Annotated in this window: 18 protein-coding genes; 6 read left to right on the top strand and 12 right to left on the bottom strand. The window is 56.4% G+C overall.

What is annotated here, in order from left to right; translation table 11 throughout:
- Positions 1–33 precede the first annotated feature (33 nt).
- Genes murD through QGH09_00500 form a run of 8 tightly spaced genes read right to left on the bottom strand, consistent with a single transcriptional unit; the run spans position 34 to position 9,444 of the window.
- Positions 34–1,437, bottom strand: a complete 1,404-nt coding sequence (murD, locus tag QGH09_00535; protein ID HJO16675.1) for a UDP-N-acetylmuramoyl-L-alanine--D-glutamate ligase — start codon at positions 1,435–1,437, stop codon at positions 34–36.
- An 11-nt stretch (positions 1,438–1,448) separates the two neighbouring features.
- Positions 1,449–2,534, bottom strand: a complete 1,086-nt coding sequence (gene mraY / locus QGH09_00530; GenBank protein ID HJO16674.1) for a phospho-N-acetylmuramoyl-pentapeptide-transferase — start codon at positions 2,532–2,534, stop codon at positions 1,449–1,451.
- Positions 2,534–3,943 carry a UDP-N-acetylmuramoyl-tripeptide--D-alanyl-D-alanine ligase gene (murF, locus tag QGH09_00525; protein HJO16673.1) on the bottom strand — a complete coding sequence of 470 codons (1,410 nt, stop codon included), beginning with the start codon at positions 3,941–3,943 and terminating at the stop codon, positions 2,534–2,536. The genes mraY and murF overlap by 1 nt, the downstream gene beginning before the upstream one ends.
- Positions 3,944–3,951: 8 nt before the next feature.
- Entirely contained in the window at positions 3,952–5,502 is a 1,551-nt protein-coding gene (locus QGH09_00520) for a UDP-N-acetylmuramoyl-L-alanyl-D-glutamate--2,6-diaminopimelate ligase (protein ID HJO16672.1), read from the bottom strand.
- On the bottom strand, positions 5,499–7,691 hold the full coding sequence (locus tag QGH09_00515) for a penicillin-binding protein (GenBank protein ID HJO16671.1): 2,193 nt from the start codon (positions 7,689–7,691) through the stop codon (positions 5,499–5,501). Before QGH09_00515 ends, QGH09_00520 begins: the two co-directional genes overlap by 4 nt.
- Before the next feature lie 9 nt (positions 7,692–7,700).
- Positions 7,701–8,114: a cell division protein FtsL gene (locus tag QGH09_00510; GenBank protein ID HJO16670.1), complete on the bottom strand. Its 414-nt coding sequence runs from the start codon at positions 8,112–8,114 to the stop codon at positions 7,701–7,703.
- The gene (rsmH, locus tag QGH09_00505) at positions 8,111–9,004 is read right to left on the bottom strand and encodes a 16S rRNA (cytosine(1402)-N(4))-methyltransferase RsmH (protein HJO16669.1); all 894 of its coding nucleotides are present in this window, start codon (positions 9,002–9,004) and stop codon (positions 8,111–8,113) included. Before rsmH ends, QGH09_00510 begins: the two co-directional genes overlap by 4 nt.
- Positions 9,004–9,444 carry a hypothetical protein gene (locus QGH09_00500; protein ID HJO16668.1) on the bottom strand — a complete coding sequence of 147 codons (441 nt, stop codon included), beginning with the start codon at positions 9,442–9,444 and terminating at the stop codon, positions 9,004–9,006. Before QGH09_00500 ends, rsmH begins: the two co-directional genes overlap by 1 nt.
- A 221-nt stretch (positions 9,445–9,665) precedes the next feature.
- On the opposite strand from QGH09_00500, the gene ychF reads away from it, so the two are divergent.
- Genes ychF through QGH09_00485 form a run of 3 tightly spaced genes read left to right on the top strand, consistent with a single transcriptional unit; the run spans position 9,666 to position 12,197 of the window.
- Complete coding sequence (ychF, locus tag QGH09_00495) at positions 9,666–10,739, top strand: redox-regulated ATPase YchF (protein ID HJO16667.1); 1,074 nt, start codon at positions 9,666–9,668, stop codon at positions 10,737–10,739.
- A gap of 12 nt (positions 10,740–10,751) precedes the next feature.
- Positions 10,752–11,723 (top strand): GDP-mannose 4,6-dehydratase, encoded by a 972-nt coding sequence (locus QGH09_00490; GenBank protein HJO16666.1) that lies wholly within the window; start codon positions 10,752–10,754, stop codon positions 11,721–11,723.
- A 24-nt stretch (positions 11,724–11,747) separates the two neighbouring features.
- Positions 11,748–12,197: a GatB/YqeY domain-containing protein gene (locus QGH09_00485; GenBank protein ID HJO16665.1), complete on the top strand. Its 450-nt coding sequence runs from the start codon at positions 11,748–11,750 to the stop codon at positions 12,195–12,197.
- Positions 12,198–12,199: 2 nt separating this feature from the next.
- On the opposite strand, the gene QGH09_00480 is transcribed toward QGH09_00485, so the two are convergent.
- Positions 12,200–12,739, bottom strand: a complete 540-nt coding sequence (locus QGH09_00480; protein HJO16664.1) for a methylated-DNA--[protein]-cysteine S-methyltransferase — start codon at positions 12,737–12,739, stop codon at positions 12,200–12,202.
- 107 nt (positions 12,740–12,846) lie between these two features.
- Here QGH09_00480 and murJ point away from each other — a divergent pair, with 107 nt between their 5' ends.
- Positions 12,847–14,478 carry a murein biosynthesis integral membrane protein MurJ gene (gene murJ / locus QGH09_00475; GenBank protein HJO16663.1) on the top strand — a complete coding sequence of 544 codons (1,632 nt, stop codon included), beginning with the start codon at positions 12,847–12,849 and terminating at the stop codon, positions 14,476–14,478.
- Positions 14,479–14,564: 86 nt separating this feature from the next.
- Complete coding sequence (locus tag QGH09_00470; GenBank protein HJO16662.1) at positions 14,565–15,302, top strand: rhomboid family intramembrane serine protease; 738 nt, start codon at positions 14,565–14,567, stop codon at positions 15,300–15,302.
- Between the two features lie 18 nt (positions 15,303–15,320).
- Here QGH09_00470 and QGH09_00465 read toward each other — a convergent pair whose 3' ends face one another.
- Positions 15,321–15,674 (bottom strand): cupin domain-containing protein, encoded by a 354-nt coding sequence (locus tag QGH09_00465; GenBank protein HJO16661.1) that lies wholly within the window; start codon positions 15,672–15,674, stop codon positions 15,321–15,323.
- A 194-nt stretch (positions 15,675–15,868) separates the two neighbouring features.
- Here QGH09_00465 and QGH09_00460 point away from each other — a divergent pair, with 194 nt between their 5' ends.
- A complete protein-coding gene (locus tag QGH09_00460) occupies positions 15,869–18,019 on the top strand; it encodes a dehydrogenase E1 component subunit alpha/beta (GenBank protein ID HJO16660.1) in 2,151 nt (716 codons plus the stop codon).
- 50 nt (positions 18,020–18,069) lie between these two features.
- Here the strand turns inward: QGH09_00460 and QGH09_00455 are convergent, their stop codons facing one another.
- Positions 18,070–18,954 (bottom strand): DMT family transporter, encoded by an 885-nt coding sequence (locus QGH09_00455; protein HJO16659.1) that lies wholly within the window; start codon positions 18,952–18,954, stop codon positions 18,070–18,072.
- Between the two features lie 50 nt (positions 18,955–19,004).
- Positions 19,005–19,343, bottom strand: coding sequence for an ATP synthase F0 subunit C (locus QGH09_00450; GenBank protein HJO16658.1), 339 nt, complete (start codon positions 19,341–19,343; stop codon positions 19,005–19,007).

The following is a 19,343-nucleotide window of genomic DNA, read 5'->3' as shown; positions in this document are numbered from 1 at the left end:
GTTCTCCACCGCCGCAAGCCAACTGATGACTACTCACTGCTCACCGATTTCCGTCACGCTTCCCGCTAAACGCTCTACTTCTTCCTTAAAACACCGGCCCCGTTCCGCGTAGTCCCGGAACATGTCAAAACTGGCACACGCTGGGGCCAACAGCACCGTGCCACGCGGTGCTGCCAGCGTGAACCCCATCCTCACCGCCTCAGCAAGAGAATCAGCTTCGTGCACTGGCACGCTGCCGCCGAGCACCTCCACGATCTGCGGCCTCGCCTCACCGATGGCCACCAGCGCCTTCGCTCGCTGAACCAACCCGTCCTGCAAAACCCGCCAGTCACCACCCTTAAACCGCCCACCGACTATGGGCACCAAGCCTGGACCGAGGCTTTCAATAGCGTGTCGCGCGGCGGTGAGATTTGTCGCTTTTGAATCATTAATAAACTGGACACCCCCGATCCGGCGCACTGGCTCCAGCGTGTGCTCAAGACCTTCGAATGCCGCCACCGCACGTGTCATCGCTTCAGGTGTCGCGCCGACGATGACTCCTATGGCGACGGCCGCGAGGACATCCTGTAAAAGATGCCGGCCGATGAGCTGGACTGCGGAGCGGGGTACTAGGGGCACGGACCCTGATGGCATCCGGCGCGCAATAACGTCATCGACCAGCGTGATACCGTCAGGAATCGATGTGTCCAAGGCGAACGGCAAACGCCGGGCATCACTCCCGTCAACCATTGCGAGCACCTGCGGATCATCGGCATTAACCACGAGCCAGTCCGTGTCTCCTTGATTGGCCAGGATCTTCGCTTTAGCGGCGGTGTATCGCTCTAACGTCCCGTGGCGATCCAAGTGATCGGGAGAGACATTGAGAACGACAGCAATCCAAGGATGAAACTGCTCCGTCAGTTCCAATTGAAAACTGCTAGTCTCCACAACGTGAATCACGTCAGGTGTCGACTGTGCAACTTGGGCACTTAGCGCCGGGCCGACGTTTCCACCGACCAGAGTTGAGAATCCTGCGGCGTCGAGAAGCCGGCCTGCAAGCAAGCTCGTAGTCGATTTACCCTTGGTCCCAGTCACCGCCACGACTCGTCCACTCAGCCATCGAGACGCCAACTCCAGCTCACCAATAACCGGAATACCAGATTCACGTGCTGTCCGAACCGCTGACTGCTCAGGTGACACCCCTGGGCTCAGAACCACAAGGTCGGCACCGAGGAACGTTTGGTTCCGATGCTCGCCGAGTTCAAATGTCACCCGTTTCGACCACCGGCCAAGGTCCTGGTTCACCGCGGTGCATATGTCCGTTACCACAACGTCAGCGCCTCGCGCAGCGAGGAGCTCAGCCGCCGCTAATCCGCTACGTGCGGCGCCGACAACGATCACTCGGCGCCCCTCAACCGTGAACTCCGTGTTGGCTTCTGACTGCACCTTTTCAACCATGTGTATCTCGCCTAACGAAGCTTCAGGGTCGTTAGGGTAAACAGCGCAAATATCACCGCTACGATGAGAGACCGTCCGATGATCTTCGGTTCACTCCATCCACTGAGTTCAAAGTGATGATGGAGCGGCGCCATCTTAAAGACTCGACGTCCGGTCATACGAAACACGGCCACCTGGATAATCACTGAAGTCGCTTCGAGGACAAAAATCCCACCGACCAGAGGTAGGAGAAGCTCTTGCTTGATCAACACGGCAACGGTACCGAGCGCACCACCAAGTGCTAAGGAGCCGACATCACCCATGAATATGTCGGCTGGATAAGAGTTGTACCAGAGGAATCCGAGGCTCGCCCCGACCAGTGAACCGCAAAAGATCGTCAATTCAGCAGTTGGCGGAAATCCAACAAGCAGAAGATATTCCGCAAGCACGCGATGGCCAGTGACATAGGCCAACCCAGTGAACGCAGCTGCCGCCACCGTAAAGGTACCGATCGCTAAACCGTCTAGACCATCAGTAAGGTTGACAGCATTAGATGAGCCAACAAGGACCAGGACAACGAACGGCACATATAACCAGCCGAGGTCAGGAACGAAGTCCTTAAAGAACGGAAAGATCAGGTTCGTGTTGTAAACACCCTCGTCGGTTAAAGCCAGTAGAGCCATGCCCACCCCCACGGCGATGGCAATCTGGGCCACGAACTTGTAGCGGGGGCGTAGTCCATGATGCGACTGTCTGCTGATCTTGAGGTAGTCATCAACAAACCCAACCGCACCGAATGCAATCGTCGATAAGACGGCAATCCAGATATACGGGTTCGTGAGGTCGGCCCACAGTAATGTCGGCGTGAGTGCTGCAGTAAGGATTAACAATCCACCCATCGTTGGCGTACCAGCCTTTGGCTGGTGTGCTGCCGGCCCTTCCACTCGGATGACTTGGCCGATCTGCGCCTCGCGGAGTTTTCGGATCATCCATGGGCCCAATAGAAGACTGATCGCCAACGCGGTGAGACTCGCAATGGCGGTCCGAAACGTGATGTAACGCGTCACGTTGAGCACCGATAACTCAGTATGGAACGGGTACAGTAGGTGATACAGCATCACGCCAGCTCCGATTTCAAATACTCGACGACCAAGTCGGTCTGCACGCCACGGGACCCTTTGACGACTACGAGATCGCTCGTCTGCAGTAATGACGCAGTCAACGGGCCGGCCTCATCACTAGTGGTGACGTGGTGAACCTGTTCCGGGTTGAGGCCCCCATCGACCGCACCGTCCGCTAAAGCGATCGCATCCGGGCCACCCACTGACACCAATAGATCAAGTCCGCATTTGGCAGCCATGAGGCCGCTGTGCCGGTGGAGTTCCCGACCGCGCGAACCCAACTCACGCATTTCGCCGAGCACAGCCACCCGTCGCCCGTCGGCCTTTTCAGTGTTCAAGATTTCCAGCGCAACCGTGAGAGCCGATGGACTCGAATTGTAGGAGTCATCGACAACAACAATGTCGTTCCGCAGCCTGAACACCTCGCCCCGATGCACAAACGGTTTCAGTGCGCTCGCCTCAGCCGCGATCGTATGGAGTGGAATCTGGAACTGTAACGCGACAGTGACCGCTGCTAGCACATTCGCAAATTGTCCGAGTCCAAGGAGCGGCACCCGTAGCGGCAACGATGCTTCGCTGGTGGTGATGGTGGCCTCAATACCACTAAGGCCCCGATCGCGTACATCGCCCGCCTTGACATCAGCTGGTGCGTGAATTCCAAACGTGACGACCTGTCCAGGAAACTGGTGAGCGCGCGACATCACATACGCGTCGTCGGCATTCGCAATCAATAAACTGTCGGGGGTTGCCCCTTCCATGATCTCGGCCTTAGCGTCGGCAACCCTCTCGACTGAGCCGAGTAACCCCACATGTGCGTCCCCAACATTAGTCCATACACGAACGTCAGGTTTTGCGATGGCTACTAGACGTGCGATCTCGCCAACGTGGTTCATGCCAAGTTCCACGACGGCGAGTTCCGGCCGTGCCAGTAAGGCCAAAAGTGATAGCGGAAGCCCAATATGGTTATTCCGGTTACCCTGATTTCGAACAACTCGATAACGGGTCTGAAGCATCACTGCAACGATCTCTTTAGTTGATGTCTTACCTGTGCTACCGGTGATCGCGATGACACGCGCCCCAGACCCACTCCGGACATGCTGAGCCAAGGCCTGCAACGCTCCGACAGTGTCCTGTACGATGATGACGACCGCTGTCACCGAAGTCGGTACCGCTCTGCGATCACTCACCACCACACCTCGAGCTCCGCAATCGAGCGCACCTGACACAAAGTCATGACCATCGAACCGGTCGCCACGAATCGCAAAAAACAAATCACCAGCGGCTAGGGTGCGTGTGTCGATTGAGACTGGCCCAAACCGCTCATCTTGCTCACCCGAAACCAACGTCCCCCCGACAACACTAGCGATCTCCTCTGCCGTCAATTGCCAAGGTGGCTGCTTCGGCACAGGTCCCTTCACGACACGCGCGCACTACTCCGCCGCTTCGTCAGTGCTGCACGAGCCACGGCAGCATCGTTGAACGGCACCGTCTCGCCAGCGATAACCTGATAAGTTTCGTGACCCTTACCCGCAATGATCACAACGTCACCTCTGCACGCCTGCCCAACAGCGTGGCTAATCGCTTCAGCTCGATCGACAATGGTCATAAATGGTGTTTCCTCTCCTACGTCCCGAACCGAAGCACGATCTCCCTTTTGGCCGGCGTGCCCCGTCTCTATGCCGGCAACGATGTCCTCAATAATCGCTGCCGGATCCTCCGAACGCGGATTGTCCGAGGTCACAACCACGAGATCGCTCAAGCGGGCCGCCACGGCTCCCATAAGGGGACGCTTGGAGCGGTCACGGTCACCACCGCATCCGAACACGGTGATTAATCTTCCTGGCGTCAATGGCCGGGCGGACTCCAACAGCAACCTCAGTGCGTCGTCCGTGTGAGCAAAGTCGATCACTACCGCGACTTCATCGGTTGCATCCGACACAATTTCGAACCGACCCGGCACGGCCGTCACCGCCGCGATGCCCGTTTCGATCGCGCTAAACGACACATCGAGCGCCACAGCCGTGGCCACTGCTGCAAGGATGTTGTAGACGTTCGCTTGTCCGATAAGCGCTGATCGCACCCTTATTTCACCTCGTGGCGTTCGCACATCGAATCGCAATCCAGTTAGAGACCCCTCAACTGAACTGCAGGTCACGTCAGCTTCGCTCCGAAGGGCATAGGTGACCGGTCGCTCAACGGAATCCGCCAAGGTGGAGCCGCGGGGATCGTCGATATTAAGAATCGACGGCTGCCCATGTGGGAGCAACTCAAACAACCTGCGCTTCGCCTCAAAGTAGCGATTCATATTTCCGTGAAAATCCAAGTGGTCGCGAGTCAGATTGGTGAAAACCGCCGTCGTAAAGCGGGTGTGGGTTACCCGGTGTAGAGCGAGTGCGTGTGATGACACCTCCAGAGCACACGCACCGATACTGTTTTCAATCATCTCCCTGAGCATCTGCTGAATTTCGCTCGCTTCAGGTGTGGTCAGTGATGCTACCTGGTGAGTCGAGCCGAACTGGTGACCGATCGTCCCCATGCGGCCGCACTGCACACCTGCCGATTCAAAAATGCTTTGAATCAGGCACGCGGTGGTCGTCTTCCCGTTAGTGCCGGTGATGCCGATGACCGAGAGCTCCTGGCTCGGATGCCCAAAGAACTCAACGGACAGTCCCGCCAGCGCCTGTCTGGCGTCCTGTACGCGCACCCACGGCAGGTTGATACCCGGGGTCACCGGTGAAGCTGAAACGATGCACACCGCACCCTGCTGTTCGGCCTCACCCGCGAACGTCGTTCCATCAGATCGCTGTCCACGAAGCCCGACGAACACGGCTCCAGGTGACATTTGCTTTGAGTTGTACGCGATCGATGTAACGGGGCGCGCTAGAACATCTCCGTGGCCGTCCTCAGTCGTCAACTCCTCCCCCAGCAGCGTGCTCGTCCGTGAGAGCAGTTCACCTAGGGTCATGGGTGCGACTTGCTGGATTCCACGGCCCTCATCTGCCGTGTCCCCTGAAGCACGCCTTCCTCACCACGTTCGATAGCACTACCCGCACTAGGCCACTGAGCAACGACGACCCCGTCGCCCTGCACCTTCACAAATAGGCCTAGCTGCGTAAGCGTTCGTGTTGCTCTACGTAGACCCATGCCTGACAAGTCGGGCATTCTTAGTGACTCAGAGTCGACAGCCGCGACCGAGGCGTATGCGGGAGCTGGCAACGGCGTGGTCGGCACGACCGGCAAGGAATCACCTCGGCGCTTGGCGAAGATTCGAGAAATGGGCTCCGTTGTAGGAGAGACACTGCTGTCCCGAAGGGCAATTTCGGTAATGCGCCTAAAGACCGGAGCTGCGACTGCCCCTCCCGTGTCTGTCGCCACGCCGGGAGAATCGACCAGGACCAAGATCGTGAAAACCGGGTCGCGGGACGGGACAAACCCAATAAACGATGCTCTGTGCTCCGTCGCGGAGTATGCCCCACCAATGTATTTCCTGGCGGTTCCCGTCTTTCCGGCCACGGTGTAGCCAGGAATTGCAGCGTTTCTTCCGGTCCCTCGCTTGACAACTTCCTCCATGATGTTCGTCAGCATCAGGGCGGTTGTGGGAGTGACGGCCCGCTGGGTCGAGTGAGGTAACAACTCGACCCGGTCACCGTTTTGCCGGGTCGCTCGCACCAGCCGGGGTCGAACGAGCACGCCACCATTAGCAATGGCGTTGACCGCGGTCACTAGCTGGAGCGGAGTCGCACTGAGGTAATAGCCGATGGAGAACGAGGCGATGTTAACGGGTTTCCAGTCCTTAGGGGGATGCAGTAAGCCAACACTTTCGCCAGGAAACTCTGTCGGGACTGTCCACTTCTCGGGTCCATCATCCCCCTCGCCAGGGATGAAACCAGAGGTCTCGGTTGACACCCTCTGGCCGAAGCCAAATCGCTTCGCGTATTCGTAGAGCGTGTCCGGCCTAAGGTGCTCGGCGATCTGGACAGCACCGACGTTACTCGATTTGACGACGATATCCACAACCGACAGGCTGCCGTCGTAACGAGTGTAGTCATCAATTTTGTGCCCACCCCAATTATCGCGACTGATACTCCCAGTACTAACATCGAACTGGTCGTCCAACTGAACGACCTCTTGCTCCAGTGCCGCGGCAATAGGCACCAGCTTGAATATTGACCCCGGCTCGTAAATATCTTGCGTGGCGCGATTGCGCCGATGATCCTTTTCCGGCGCCAATTTTTTCTTATTCAGGTCAAAGGTAGGTTCGTTGGCGAGCGCTAGCACGTCGCCGGTGGAGGATTCGAGAATGATGACCGTGCCACCCTCCGCTTTGTGCTCGTTAACCGCGGCGCGCAATTCGCGCTCCGCAATGTACTGGAGGTGCTTGTCGATCGTTAGTTCGAGCGTGATGCCAGGCATGGAGGGACGCTCCAGCTGCCAATTGAAGACACGCCCACGCACATCAACCATGTCGAGGGTTTGGCCATCTCGTCCTCGAACGATCCCGTCGTAGGTAGCTTCAACACCCTCTATACCTATGTTGTCGGTACCGACCCAACCCAAGACGTGCGCGAGCAATTGATCGTTCGGATACTGCCGTAGAGGCTCCCTTTCAAATCCGACCCCTCGCAGTTCTAGCGCCCTGACTGCCGCCACCTCTTCTTCCGAAACCGTCTTTCGTTCGACGTAAGTGAATACTCCCTTGCGTAAACGTTCAATGAGGTGAGAAATGTTGTCACAGCCGCTCAGCTCGACAGCGCAGAGTTCTTTAGCGAACTCCTCAGGAGGTTTGTCGATTTCGCTTGCGGCCACATAAACCGTATGACCCTGGGAACTAGTCGCGAGGATCTCACCGTTGCGGTCGAGAATGTCGCCTCGTCGGCCAAGCACGTCCCTCATTCGGTCCCGCTGATAATCGGCGCGCCCCTTCAGGAAGTCGTGCTGCCACACTTGCAAGTTAACTAATCTGGTCTCGATACCAACGGCCCACAGCGTTAGAAAGGCGACCACAACGATGATTCGCCGGCGTATCGTCTGGCGCCACTGAACGGCTGGGGCGTCTGCCAAGCGTGCCTCCGGCGCATCGAAGTAGGCAAACAGGCCACCGGGCTCACGGGGCGCCCGCCGTCGCCGCTTCTTCGGTCCTGAGGGTGTAGCCACTTACCTCCTCTAATTGTCGCGCTGTCCCATTGCGGTGCCGCGAGCCACGACGGTGTCGCCCGCTGGTTGCGCCGGGGTGATACGTTCGATGTGCACAACCGCTTGCGCGGCAGGAACTTCTAAACCCAACTCTTCGGTCGCAATCGTATAAATCCGTTCCAGTGCTCGAAGGCCCTCAACCTCCAGCCGTCGCCGTTGATTTTCCTCCTGCACTTTCTTTAGTTCTTCTTCGATTCCCGCCATCTGGTATCCGTGTTGCCGCAACTCGTGGTGTTGCCAGGCGGCAAACAGGATCACCGCAACCAGCAGAATCCCAACTCCCAGCGACTGCCGAAATTCGCGCTGTCGGATTGGGTCAACTTCACGGATGACCTGATTCCGGACGCGTTTCTTCACCGCGTAATCGATTTGACGTTTCCTCATGCAATCCGCTCCGCCGCTCTCAGTTTGGCACTCCGCGCTCTGGGATTCCGGTCGCGCTCGTCGAGGTCTGCGACAAGCGGGTGCTTCGTCAAGATTCGGACAATGGCTTCTTGTCCTCGGGCGAGTGCGCGCAACGTGTGTTTAACGATGCGATCTTCAAGTGAATGGAACGTGATGATAACCACCCTCGCGCCACCACGAAGTCGTCTACAGATCACCTCGAGCGCCCTTTCGAGGCCATCGAGCTCCTGGTTGACCCAGATGCGAATGGCCTGAAACGTGCGGGTCGCGGGGTCGATCCGTTGCCAGCCTCGCTTGGGCATTGCTCGCCGTACAATCGCTGCTAACTGACCTGTGGTGCGCACGGGTGTCTTACGGCGGGTATCTACGATGGCGCGTGCGATCCGGCGAGAATGTCGTTCTTCTCCAAATTTAAAAATTAAATCCGCGAGATCCTGCTCGGAGATGTCCCGAATGAGATCCGCGGCGGTGGCACCGGTCGACTGATCCATGCGCATGTCAAGCGGCTCGTCCCGCCGAAAGCTGAAACCCCGTTCCACACCATCCAATTGCATAGACGACACACCGAGATCAGCCACGGCACCATCGATAGTGGCGACGCCTCGGTCGTCAAGCACTGATGCCAAGTCTCGAAAATCCGCGTGGAGCAGTTGAACTTGATCGCGCCAAGCCGCTAGCGCCTCGGCCGCATGTACAAGTGCTTGAGGATCGCGATCGAAACCAAGGAGCCTCGTCGCGCCGCTCTCCATGAGCGCTCGAGCATGGCCCCCAGCTCCAACGGTACAATCAACAAACACCCCACCGGATTCGGGCACCAGATAGCCCATGGTCTCCGCTGTCAACACCGGCATGTGATGTGGGTTGGCCATCAGATTCCAAACTCCGCCAGGGCTCGTGCGTCGTCGTCCGTATACGGGTCACGCTCTAGCTTGGCAACGAAGCGGTTGTGGTTCCATATCTCGAGATAGTCATACTGTCCTAAGACGTCGACCTCACCGGTCATGGAAGCGGCTTCACGTAACCGCGCTTGGAGTGAAACGCGTCCCTGCTTGTCGAATTCGGCAAACTGTCCAAAATAGTTGACGCGATCGAGAAACCTGAGCCGTGACGGGTGGGCGTTTGGCACCTTCGCTAACTTGGCCTCAATGGCTTCCCAGACCGGCATTGGATATACACGAACCGACTCGCCGGTCACGCTGGTAATAAACAGAGCGCTTCCGTGTCGCTTCTCTATCGAGACACGAAAGGCAGACGGAATTTTCAGTCTGCCCTTGTCGTCTATTTTTGCAGACAGGTTTCCTCTAATCACCTAAAAACTCCATAAAACTCCACTTAAATCCACAGCAATCGTAAGAAAACCATCGTAACCTGTCAATGCCTAAAATATAGAGCAGCAGCAACTTAGGCCACAATATGCTGTGGTGTTGGAATGTTTGGCTGGGCGCCTTCGTGTTACCATCGCCTGGCCTGTCTGCAAGATTTTTCTCCCGTTAAAACATACGGGAAATAGGAGCTTTCGTTAAATTTTCGATGTTAAGAGCAGCCCTGATCGGATTCCCTGCTGTCGGTAAGACAACGCTATTCCGTCTGATGACTAGCGCGGAAGAAGCGCGCGACGGAACTAGGCGCGCCGAAGCACACGTCGGTATCGCCAAGGTACCTGAGCCAAGGCTAGACCGTTTGGTTGAACTCTTTCGGCCGCAGCAACGCGTTCCAGCAACTGTGGAGTTGGCCGAAATGGTCGGCCACGCCACGACCCAGTCACTTGTGGACATTGCAGCGTTCAGAGACGCCGACGCACTCCTCCACATCGTCCGTGCATTCCGCGACGAACGGGTGCCCCACACCTCCGGCAGTATCAACCCAGTGCGGGATACACGCACCATGGAGGAAGAACTGATTCTGGCTGACCTCGGAGTCGCTGAGCGTCGTATCGAGCGGCTGCACCGAGACCTAAAGAAGCATAAGAGCGATGACCTAGAGGCCGAACAGGCCGTTCTAACGAAGTGTCAGGCAACACTGGAGGCCGGAACGCCGTTACGACGAATGGCACTGGAACCACAAGCCTCGAAGCTTCTTCGAGGTTTCCAGTTTCTCTCAGCTAAGCCATTACTCGTCATTAACAATCTGGATGAATCTGATTTACCGAGCGGATTAGAGGAAACCGACCCTTCCCTCCAGGAAGTCCTTCGCGAGGCAGACGCCAAAGCCGTGGCCGTGTGCGCCAAAATCGAGCTTGAGATTGGGCAGCTCGATAAAGAGAGCGCGGAGGCTTTTTCAGCAGATCTCGGACTCGCAGAATCTGGACTAGATCGAATCATCCGGGCGAGTTACGAACTTCTTGGTTACATTTCCTTCTTTACCGTAGGCGAAGATGAATGCCGGGCGTGGACACTGCCACGAGGCACGGTGGCCCAGGATGCCGCCAGGGAAATTCACTCGGACATTTCACGAGGATTTATCCGCGCTGAGGTCGTAGCCTATACCGATCTTATCGAGCACGGTTCACTCGCTTCGTGTCGGGAACACGGCCTCGTGCGCCTCGAAGGAAAGACTTACGTCGTACGGGATGGTGACGTCATCACGTTCCGTTTCGCCACGTGATACGATCCCGCTATGCGCGCCCTGATCACTGGCGGTGCCGGATTCATCGGGTCTCACCTTGCCGAAGCGCTTCTGGACGCCGGCCATGAAGTAGAAGTGGTTGACGATCTTTCCACAGGCTCAATGGAGAACATTGAGCACTTAAAGAACCGGCGCGGCTTTCAATACGTAATCGACTCAGTCACCAATGAAGACCTCTTAGCCGAACAAACCAATCGTTGTGACGTTGTGTTCCACCTAGCAGCTGCGGTCGGAGTCAAGTTGATCGTGGAACGTCCGGTCCACACGATCGAGACCAATGTACATGGTACGGAAGTTGTGCTGACTCAGGCCAATAAGAACAGTCAGAAAAAGAAACTTGTCATTGTTGCCTCAACTTCAGAAGTTTACGGTAAGTCAACGGAGATCCCGTTCAGAGAAGACGCCGACCTCAGGCTTGGTGCCACTTGGAAACACCGTTGGGCCTACGCATGTAGTAAAGCCCTCGACGAATTCCTTGCACTCGCATACTGGAAAGAGAAGAAGCTTCCAGTCATCGTCGTGCGACTCTTCAACACTGTGGGACCCCGTCAGACAGGCCAATACGGCATGGTGGTGCCGAATTTCGTGAAGCAGGCATTGGCAGGACAGCCAATCACTGTGTTCGGCGACGGGTCGCAATCGCGAAGTTTCACCTACGTCGGTGACGTCGTGGACGCGTTGATGCGTCTCGTCGACGAGCCAAAGGCTGTCGGGGAGGTATTCAACGTCGGCAACGGACAGGAAATCTCCATCCTCGGACTGGCTGAAAAAATCAAAGAAATGACAGGCAGTCAGTCGGAGATCGTCAAGGTTCCCTACGACCAAGCTTACGGAGCAGGCTTCGAAGATATGCCGAGGCGCGTCCCCGACATCACTAAGCTCCAAAAATTCATCGGTTATGAACCAAAGGTTCAACTTACCGAAATTCTGACCCGTGTGATCGCACATTTTCAGAAAGGGTGACCTGACCCCAGGCACGTCAACGTTATGGACCTCTTGGCACGTGTCAACGAAGCAATGACAGCTGCCATGCGCAGTCGGGACAAAACGACACTAGGTTCCTTGCGCATGTTGAAGACCGCACTGGTCAACCGTCGCATTGAACTCGGTCAGGAACTCACAGACGTGGATGCTCAAAAGGTGGTTGCGACCCTGGCAAAGCAACGGCAGGATTCCATCGCACAGTTCGAGCAGGCGGGGAGGACCGAACTAGTCACCCAAGAGCAGGCTGAGTTGGAGGCGCTTCAACCATTTCTCCCGCCACCGGTCGACGAGGCAGCGATCGAACGGATCATCGACACCGCCATCACTGAGACGGGGGCCACTTCGCCGCGGGACATGGGACGGGTGATGAAACAGGTGATGGCCCAATTCGCCGGCCAGGTTGTCGACGGTTCGACCATCGGAGCACTCGTCAAGCAAAAACTGGCTCAGTGACGCTAACGCGTTCGATAGCCCTCGATGCCGAGTAGGGCCCGCTTAACCGTACTGCCGAAGGCATACCCGCCGACCTCGCCGGTCGAGCGAAGAACGCGGTGGCACGGAATAACGATCGGCACAGGGTTTCTGCCCAACGCAGTTCCGACTGCCCGTCCGGCTCGGGGGTGACCTAGCTGTCGAGCGACCGACCCGTAACTCGTCACGGTCCCGAATGTCACCGCCTGAACCTTACGCAACACCTGCCCAACGAACGGTGTAACACCTCGGAGGTCCGTGGGCACCACAAATGTCTGACTACGACCGCTGAGGTAAGCAACAAATTCATCGTACACGTCACGGAGGCCTTCATCGTCACGCCAGACCTCGGTCGAGTGCCGTTCCATGTATCTTCGGTACTCAGCATGTCGACGGGCTCCAATGGTGACATTACAGAGTCCGCGTCCTGACATGACAAAGAAAATCTGGCCCAGCGGTGATCGCAAGGAACTGAAGCGGACCGACGCAACCCCGACAAATGGCAGCTCGCGAGTCGAACCCATACCTCCCCACTCCGCATTAACCAAGGTTTTCCTAGTGATCACCTCGGTCCGCTCAACCGACAGACGAACTACCGGCTAAGGCCGTATGTTAGGCTGACATACAGTTAATGCCCGACTTACAGCCTCCCCCGCCGGCCGACGCGCCAGTCCCTGAAACACCATCATCGAGTGGGCTACTCCGCTCGGCTGGCGTGATCAGTGCTGCAACAATGACCAGCCGACTGCTTGGCCTTATCCGCGACCAGGTCCTAGCTTACCTGTTCGGTGCTGGCAACGCGATGGACGCCTTTTACGTCGGTTTCCGTATTCCAAACTTGATGCGTGACCTCTTCGCCGAGGGTGCCATGAGTGCGGCCTTCGTACCCACCTTCACAAAACGACTTACCGCGGAGGGTCGCACCCAGGCTTGGCAACTCGGCAATCAGTTAATTAACGCACTGCTGATAGTGACCGGACTCCTCGTCACGATCGGTATCATTTTTGCCGCGCCGCTCGTTATGTTGTTTGCCGGACACTTCAATGAAGTGCCTGGCAAACTCGAACTTGCGACGACACTCACACGCATCATGCTGCCCTTCCTCAGTCTCGTGGCTATCGCTGCCGCGTTTATGGGCATGCTGAACTCATTGCAGCGATTCTTCACACCTGCGTTATCCCCCGCCATGTTCAATCTCGCCATGATTGCCAGCGGGTTTGCGCTGGTCCCGCTGATGCCAAGCGTGGGACTTCCGCCGATTGCGGGCATGGCCATCGGAGCTTTAATCGGCGGTGTTGGCCAAGTCGTCCTCCAGTGGCCCGCCCTGCACCACGCCGGGTATCGCTACCGCCCGATACTCAACCTACGGGACCCTGGCCTTAGAGAGATTCTGCGACTGATGGGCCCTGGCATCCTTGGCCTAGCCGCTGTACAGATCAACTTGCTCGTCAATACGATACTCGCGACTGGCGAAGGAACAGGTGCTGTGTCCTGGCTCAGCTATGCCTTTCGACTGATGTACCTACCGATCGGATTGTTCGGTGTATCTATCGCGACCGCCGCCCTGCCGACCCTTTCCAGACAAGCAGCGCGTGAGAACCCTGAAGAGATGCGGCAAACGATCTCGAACGGCCTGCGATTAATGTTCATGCTGAACGTTCCCGCGACGCTCGGCTTAGTTACTCTGGCGTCACCAATTGTCGCCCTCATCTTTGAACGCGGTAGCTTCACACCCGCTGATACTACAGCCACCGCCGCCGCTTTGATGTGCTATGCGCCAGGCCTTCTTGGTTACTCAACGGTTAAAATTGCCGTTCCGAGTTTCTTCGCACTTCGGGACAGCCGAACACCTGCCCTCATCAGTGTGGGCTCGGTAGTCCTCAACGTTGCGTTAAATTTATTGCTCATCCGTCTAATGGGGTATCGCGGTCTCGCACTCGGTACTGCTATCGCCGCCCTTGTGAACGCTGCAGCCCTACTCTACCTGCTGCAGCGCCGGCTCGGTGGATTGGAGGGCCCTCGGATCGCGATGGCATTCGTTAAGATTAGTGTGGCCTCTGCATTAATGGCCTGGGCAGCATTCGGAACGGAACAATGGTTGGCAACTACATGGCCGGGACTAGGGGTCTGGCATCAGGCGACCCGCCTCGGCACTGCAATTAGTGCTGGCCTCATCGTATTGGCCACTGCGGCACGAGCGTTAAGAATCGAGGAATTCGACGATGTGCGTCGTTGGCTTCTCACCCGACTCAATGCCCGCTAGACCCGTATCTAAGTAACGCGTGTGGCCTATGGTACGATGGCTCCGACCCACAAGGCACGCGTCGACACTACTCCAGGAACACCCCGATGATGTATCGATACCGTTACGCGCCAAGTAGCTACTCCTTCGGGCCTGGAGGCATATCGCCCGCCATCAAGGTAATCATCTGGGCGAACGTTGTGGCGTTCGTCATGACCACTCTGGCCCCAGATTTAGTCACTTTCTTTGGTCTTACGCCTGTTGCCGTTTTCGAGTATTTCTGGCTGTGGCAGCCAATCACCTACCTATTCTTGCACGCAGGTCTCTCCCATATATTCTTCAACATGCTGGTGCTCTGGATGTTCGGTGTTGAACTGGAGCGGCTGTGGGGTAGTGAAAGATTTCTCAAGTACTACTTCATCACGGGATTAGGTGCTGCAGTAACAACACTCGTCGCCGCCCTCCCATCGATTGCGTTCGTTCACCCTGGGAGTACTACAATCGGAGCATCCGGCGCGATCTATGGCTTATTGCTTGCGTCAGCGCTCAACTATCCCGACCGTCTCATCTTCGTATATTTTCTGTTCCCGATTCGATTAAAGTACTTCGTCATGATTTTGGGTGCGATCTCTTTTCTGTACGTGGGCAACACGGGTGGCGGTACTTCTCACACGTCACACCTGGGCGGCTTAGTAGTTGGATACTTGTATTTAAAAGGTGGGATAAGTGGTTTCATCGGCGAGATCAAGTATCAGTATATTAAGTGGAAAATGCGCCGGCTGCGCAGTCGGTTCGGCGTCCACCCGGGTGGACGTCAGGATGACTGGGATCGTCGAATTCACTAATGGAGGTCTAGAGTTGAATCAGCGACCCGGAGAAGAGTCAGCCGCCAGCCAGTCTTCCCGCACCGGACTGAACAGGTCGAGTTCCAACGTGTCAACCAACGCTTCAGCTTGGTGCGACACGTCCGACGGGATGTGAATGATCTCTCCCGCTCGCACGATCGACTCCTCCCCCGCCACCATCATCCGAAGGCTACCCTCTAGCACATAAGTTAACTGTTCGCTCGGATGTGCGTGCATCGGCACGAGAGCGCCCTTCTTGAGATAAACCTGCGCGACCAGCGAGCGTTCACCAGTAACGATTTTGCGCGACATCATCTCTGTTACTTTCTCCGGAGCAATGTCATCCCAGCAATGCACTCTGGCCCTACTCACTGGATGACACTCCTTGTAGTCATAACCATAACTCACTCATTTTAAGCTATTTACATTCGTTAATCTCGAGATTTGATCAGCGGAATCCGGTGCTATAATGTCGCGGTTCAGCCTGAAGATGGCCTCAGACAGTGGGTGTCGTCAGGCGATTCCGGGCCCCAAAAACGGTCTGTCTCAACGGGTCTAAATAGTCAATGAGCTTTAAAGGGCAAACTCCGTCTAGTTCGACTCGCACTGCAGCAACCCCACCCCGGCGCGAGACCGTTGAACTTTCTCAAGAGCAACTACTTCGCGCCTACCGCACGATGCGATTGTCGAGACGCTTGGACGACAAGGAGATTCAACTCAAGAACCAAAGTATCGCCTACTTTCAGATCAGTGCCGCTGGCCATGAGGCCATTCAAGTCGCCATCGGTTTTTCACTCCGGCCCGGCTACGACTGGATTTTTCCGTACTATCGCGACAGGGCTCTTTGTTTGACACTCGGTGTTACACCGACCGAGATGCTCTTAGGTAGCGTTGGATCGTCGGATGATCCGTCCTCAGGTGGTCGGCAGATGCCTTCGCACTGGAGCGACCGTCTACTTCACATCGTATCGCCGTCGAGCGCGACCGGCACGCAGTGCCTTCATGGCGTCGGGTGTGCCGAAGGCGGCGTGCTCAATCGAACACTTGGCACCCGTGATGGACGAGAGCCGTCGGCACATGCCGACGAGGTGATTCTAGTGTCGTTGGGTGACGGTGCGACAAGCGAGGGGGAATTCTGGGAATCGCTTAACACCGCGTGCACGCAGCAGTTACCAGTTGTCTTTTTAGTCCAGGATAACGGTTACGCGATTTCTGTGCCGGTTGACATTCAGACACCTGGAGGAAGTATTTCGAAACTCCTTGAATCTTTTCCTTCACTGCGGATCGCACGCGCCGACGGTACTGATCTGCTGGATAGCTGGAGGGCAGCGCAAGACGCGGTGGACCACGTTCGAGCGCACCGGGGGCCAGCACTGGTGCATGCGCATACCACCCGTCCCTATTCACACTCGCACTCTGACGACGAACGTGTTTACAAAACACAGGCTGAGCGAGATAGCGAGACAGTCCGAGACCCGTTGGTACGCTTTCGAGAGTTCTGCCTGGCCAACAGCGTCGCCACCAACAATCAACTAAATGCATTGGACAGTGAAGTTGAAGACGAGATTGCCGCGGCTACAGACGGTGCGATCAAGGCGCCCTCGCCGGTCTCGGAAACAGTCACACGTTACATCTACTCCCCGGATGTCGACCCTTGTTCTAAGACTTTCGACGTCTCGGAAAAGCCGTCAGGCGAGCCCAAGACGATGGTCTCGGCTATCAATCAGACACTCAAAGACGAAATGGCTCGGAATTCCCGGATGGTGGTGTTTGGTCAAGACGTAGCTGACAGCAGCCACCCCGAAACGCTATCGGAGGTGCGGGGCAAGGGCGGAGTGTTCAAGGTCACAGAAAGCTTGCAACGAACATTCGGTGCTGAGCGCGTCTTCAACTCACCACTGGCTGAGGCCAACATCGTCGGCCGAGCCATGGGCATGGCCATCCGAGGCATTAAGCCCGTGGTGGAGATTCAGTTCTTCGACTACATCTGGTCAGCAACAATGCAATTGCGCAACGAGGTGGCGATGTTGCGCTACCGCTCCAATAACACTTACTCCTGTCCGATGGTCGTCCGGGTGCCAATTGGTGGCTATCTCCGCGGTGGTTCGATCTATCACAGTCAGTCTGGTGAGGGTATTTTTGCGCACTTTCCAGGCCTCCGAATCGCGTATCCCTCCAACGCCGCAGATGCCTGTGGCTTATTGCGAACAGCGATCCGGTGCGATGACCCCGTACTATTTCTCGAACACAAGCATTTATACCGACAGACCTACAATAAGGCAGCCTACCCAGGTGTTGATCACATGGTGCCGTTTGGTCAATCCGTACTCCGTCGTTCGGGGAGCGATGTTGTGATCATCACATGGGGTGCTTTGGTTCAACGATCGCTCGCTGCCGCTCAGCAAGCTGAGAAATTGGGAATTGCGGTGTCGGTGCTCGACCTTAGAACCATCATGCCATACGACTGGGAAGGGATCGCCGAGGCAGTTGCCCAAACAAACCGCGTGGTCGTGGCCCATGAGGACCAGCTGACATGCGGCTTCGGCGCCGAGTTGGTCGCTCGTATGGCGGACGAGCTATTTGATTCCTTGGATGCTCCAGTTAAGCGGGTCGCGGCACTCGACTGCCCCGTTGGCTACAATCCGGTCTTTGAAGAAGTCGTGCTCCCACAAGCAGCCGACATCGTTCGGGCGATTCAGGACGTTGTCAATTACTGATCCACGAAATCCCGCAATACAACCCGTTTGAGTATCGTTCGCGCGGATTATCAGCACCCGTGCGGCGGCCTGACCTTAGTAAGCGCAACCCCGGCGAAAATACTGACCGCACCACCAATCTGCATGGTGCTAATCGACTCCCGCAACCACACTGCAGCCACGATCATCGCAACCACTGGTACCATATTGGAGTAGATGGAGGTGCGGGCGCTTCCGATACGCTGAACTGCCGTGTACCAAATGAGGTATGAAACACACAACGCAAAGATCGCAGAATACACAAGGCCGGCCCACGCTCCGAAGCTGATATCACGCCAATTGAGCACGAACAGTCCAGGGAGCCCTAAAGGAACGAACAATGCGGTGCCAACCGCCATGGACCAAGTCGTAACCGTCAACGGCGAATACCTTTTAAGTATCGATTGAGCGCTGACCGTGTAAGCCGCCCAACACCAAACCGCAGCCATCATCAGGAGGTCACCAGTCAAGGATGCACTATTGATTCGAGTGCCTTGACCAACAACCAGGTAGACACCGACCAGAGAGAGCCCAATTCCGAGCCAGTGCGTCGTCGAGAGAGATTCACGGCCGCCACACCACATCAGGATGGCAACAGCAATAGGTATTGTCCCAAGAATCAGTGAACTATTGGCCACGCTCGTGCGGGAAATACCCTCCATGAAGCAGACCTGGTAAAGAAAATGCCCTACAAGACCCAGGGTGATGATGACAGGCCAATCGCGGCGACACGGGCGAGAAGCGGACGAACTAGCCAGCAGGCCCAAGAAGATCGCCGACGCGAGCGCCATCCGGAGAGCATTGAACGGGAGAGGCGGAAACTCTTCGATCGCGGTTTTAACGACGCTGAAGTTGCTACCCCAGATAAGGGTCAAGAGGAGAAGCAACCATTCAATCCGTGTAAATCTTAAGGGCATAGATGGATCGGACGGGTCAGCCGTGCAACCCGCCCGACTCACCTTGCCGCTTATCCACTGAACGGCTGTACAAAGAATAAAATCAGGGCGATAAGCAACACATAAATAACTAGCGACTCAATCAACACGAGCCCTAAAATCAGCGAAAATCGAATGTCCGGAGCTGCTGACGGGTTTCGTGCAATTCCATTAGCCGCAGCGCTCAGACCAAGCCCTTGAGCCAGTGTCCCGAAAGCGGCTGCGATTGCCAGTGCGAATCCAGCGGTAATGATCGACCACTTGACCAATTCACTATCCGCGCTCACCGAAGCTTCTTGTGCGTGCAACGGCGAAATTAATCCTACCGTCACTATTCCGATCATTAAAATCCATACTGCACGTGTATTCAC

The organism is Vicinamibacterales bacterium, from assembly GCA_036012125.1.
Classification (GTDB): Bacteria; Acidobacteriota; Vicinamibacteria; order Vicinamibacterales; family UBA823; genus UBA11600.
This window is presented reverse-complemented; position numbering and strand designations above follow the sequence as displayed.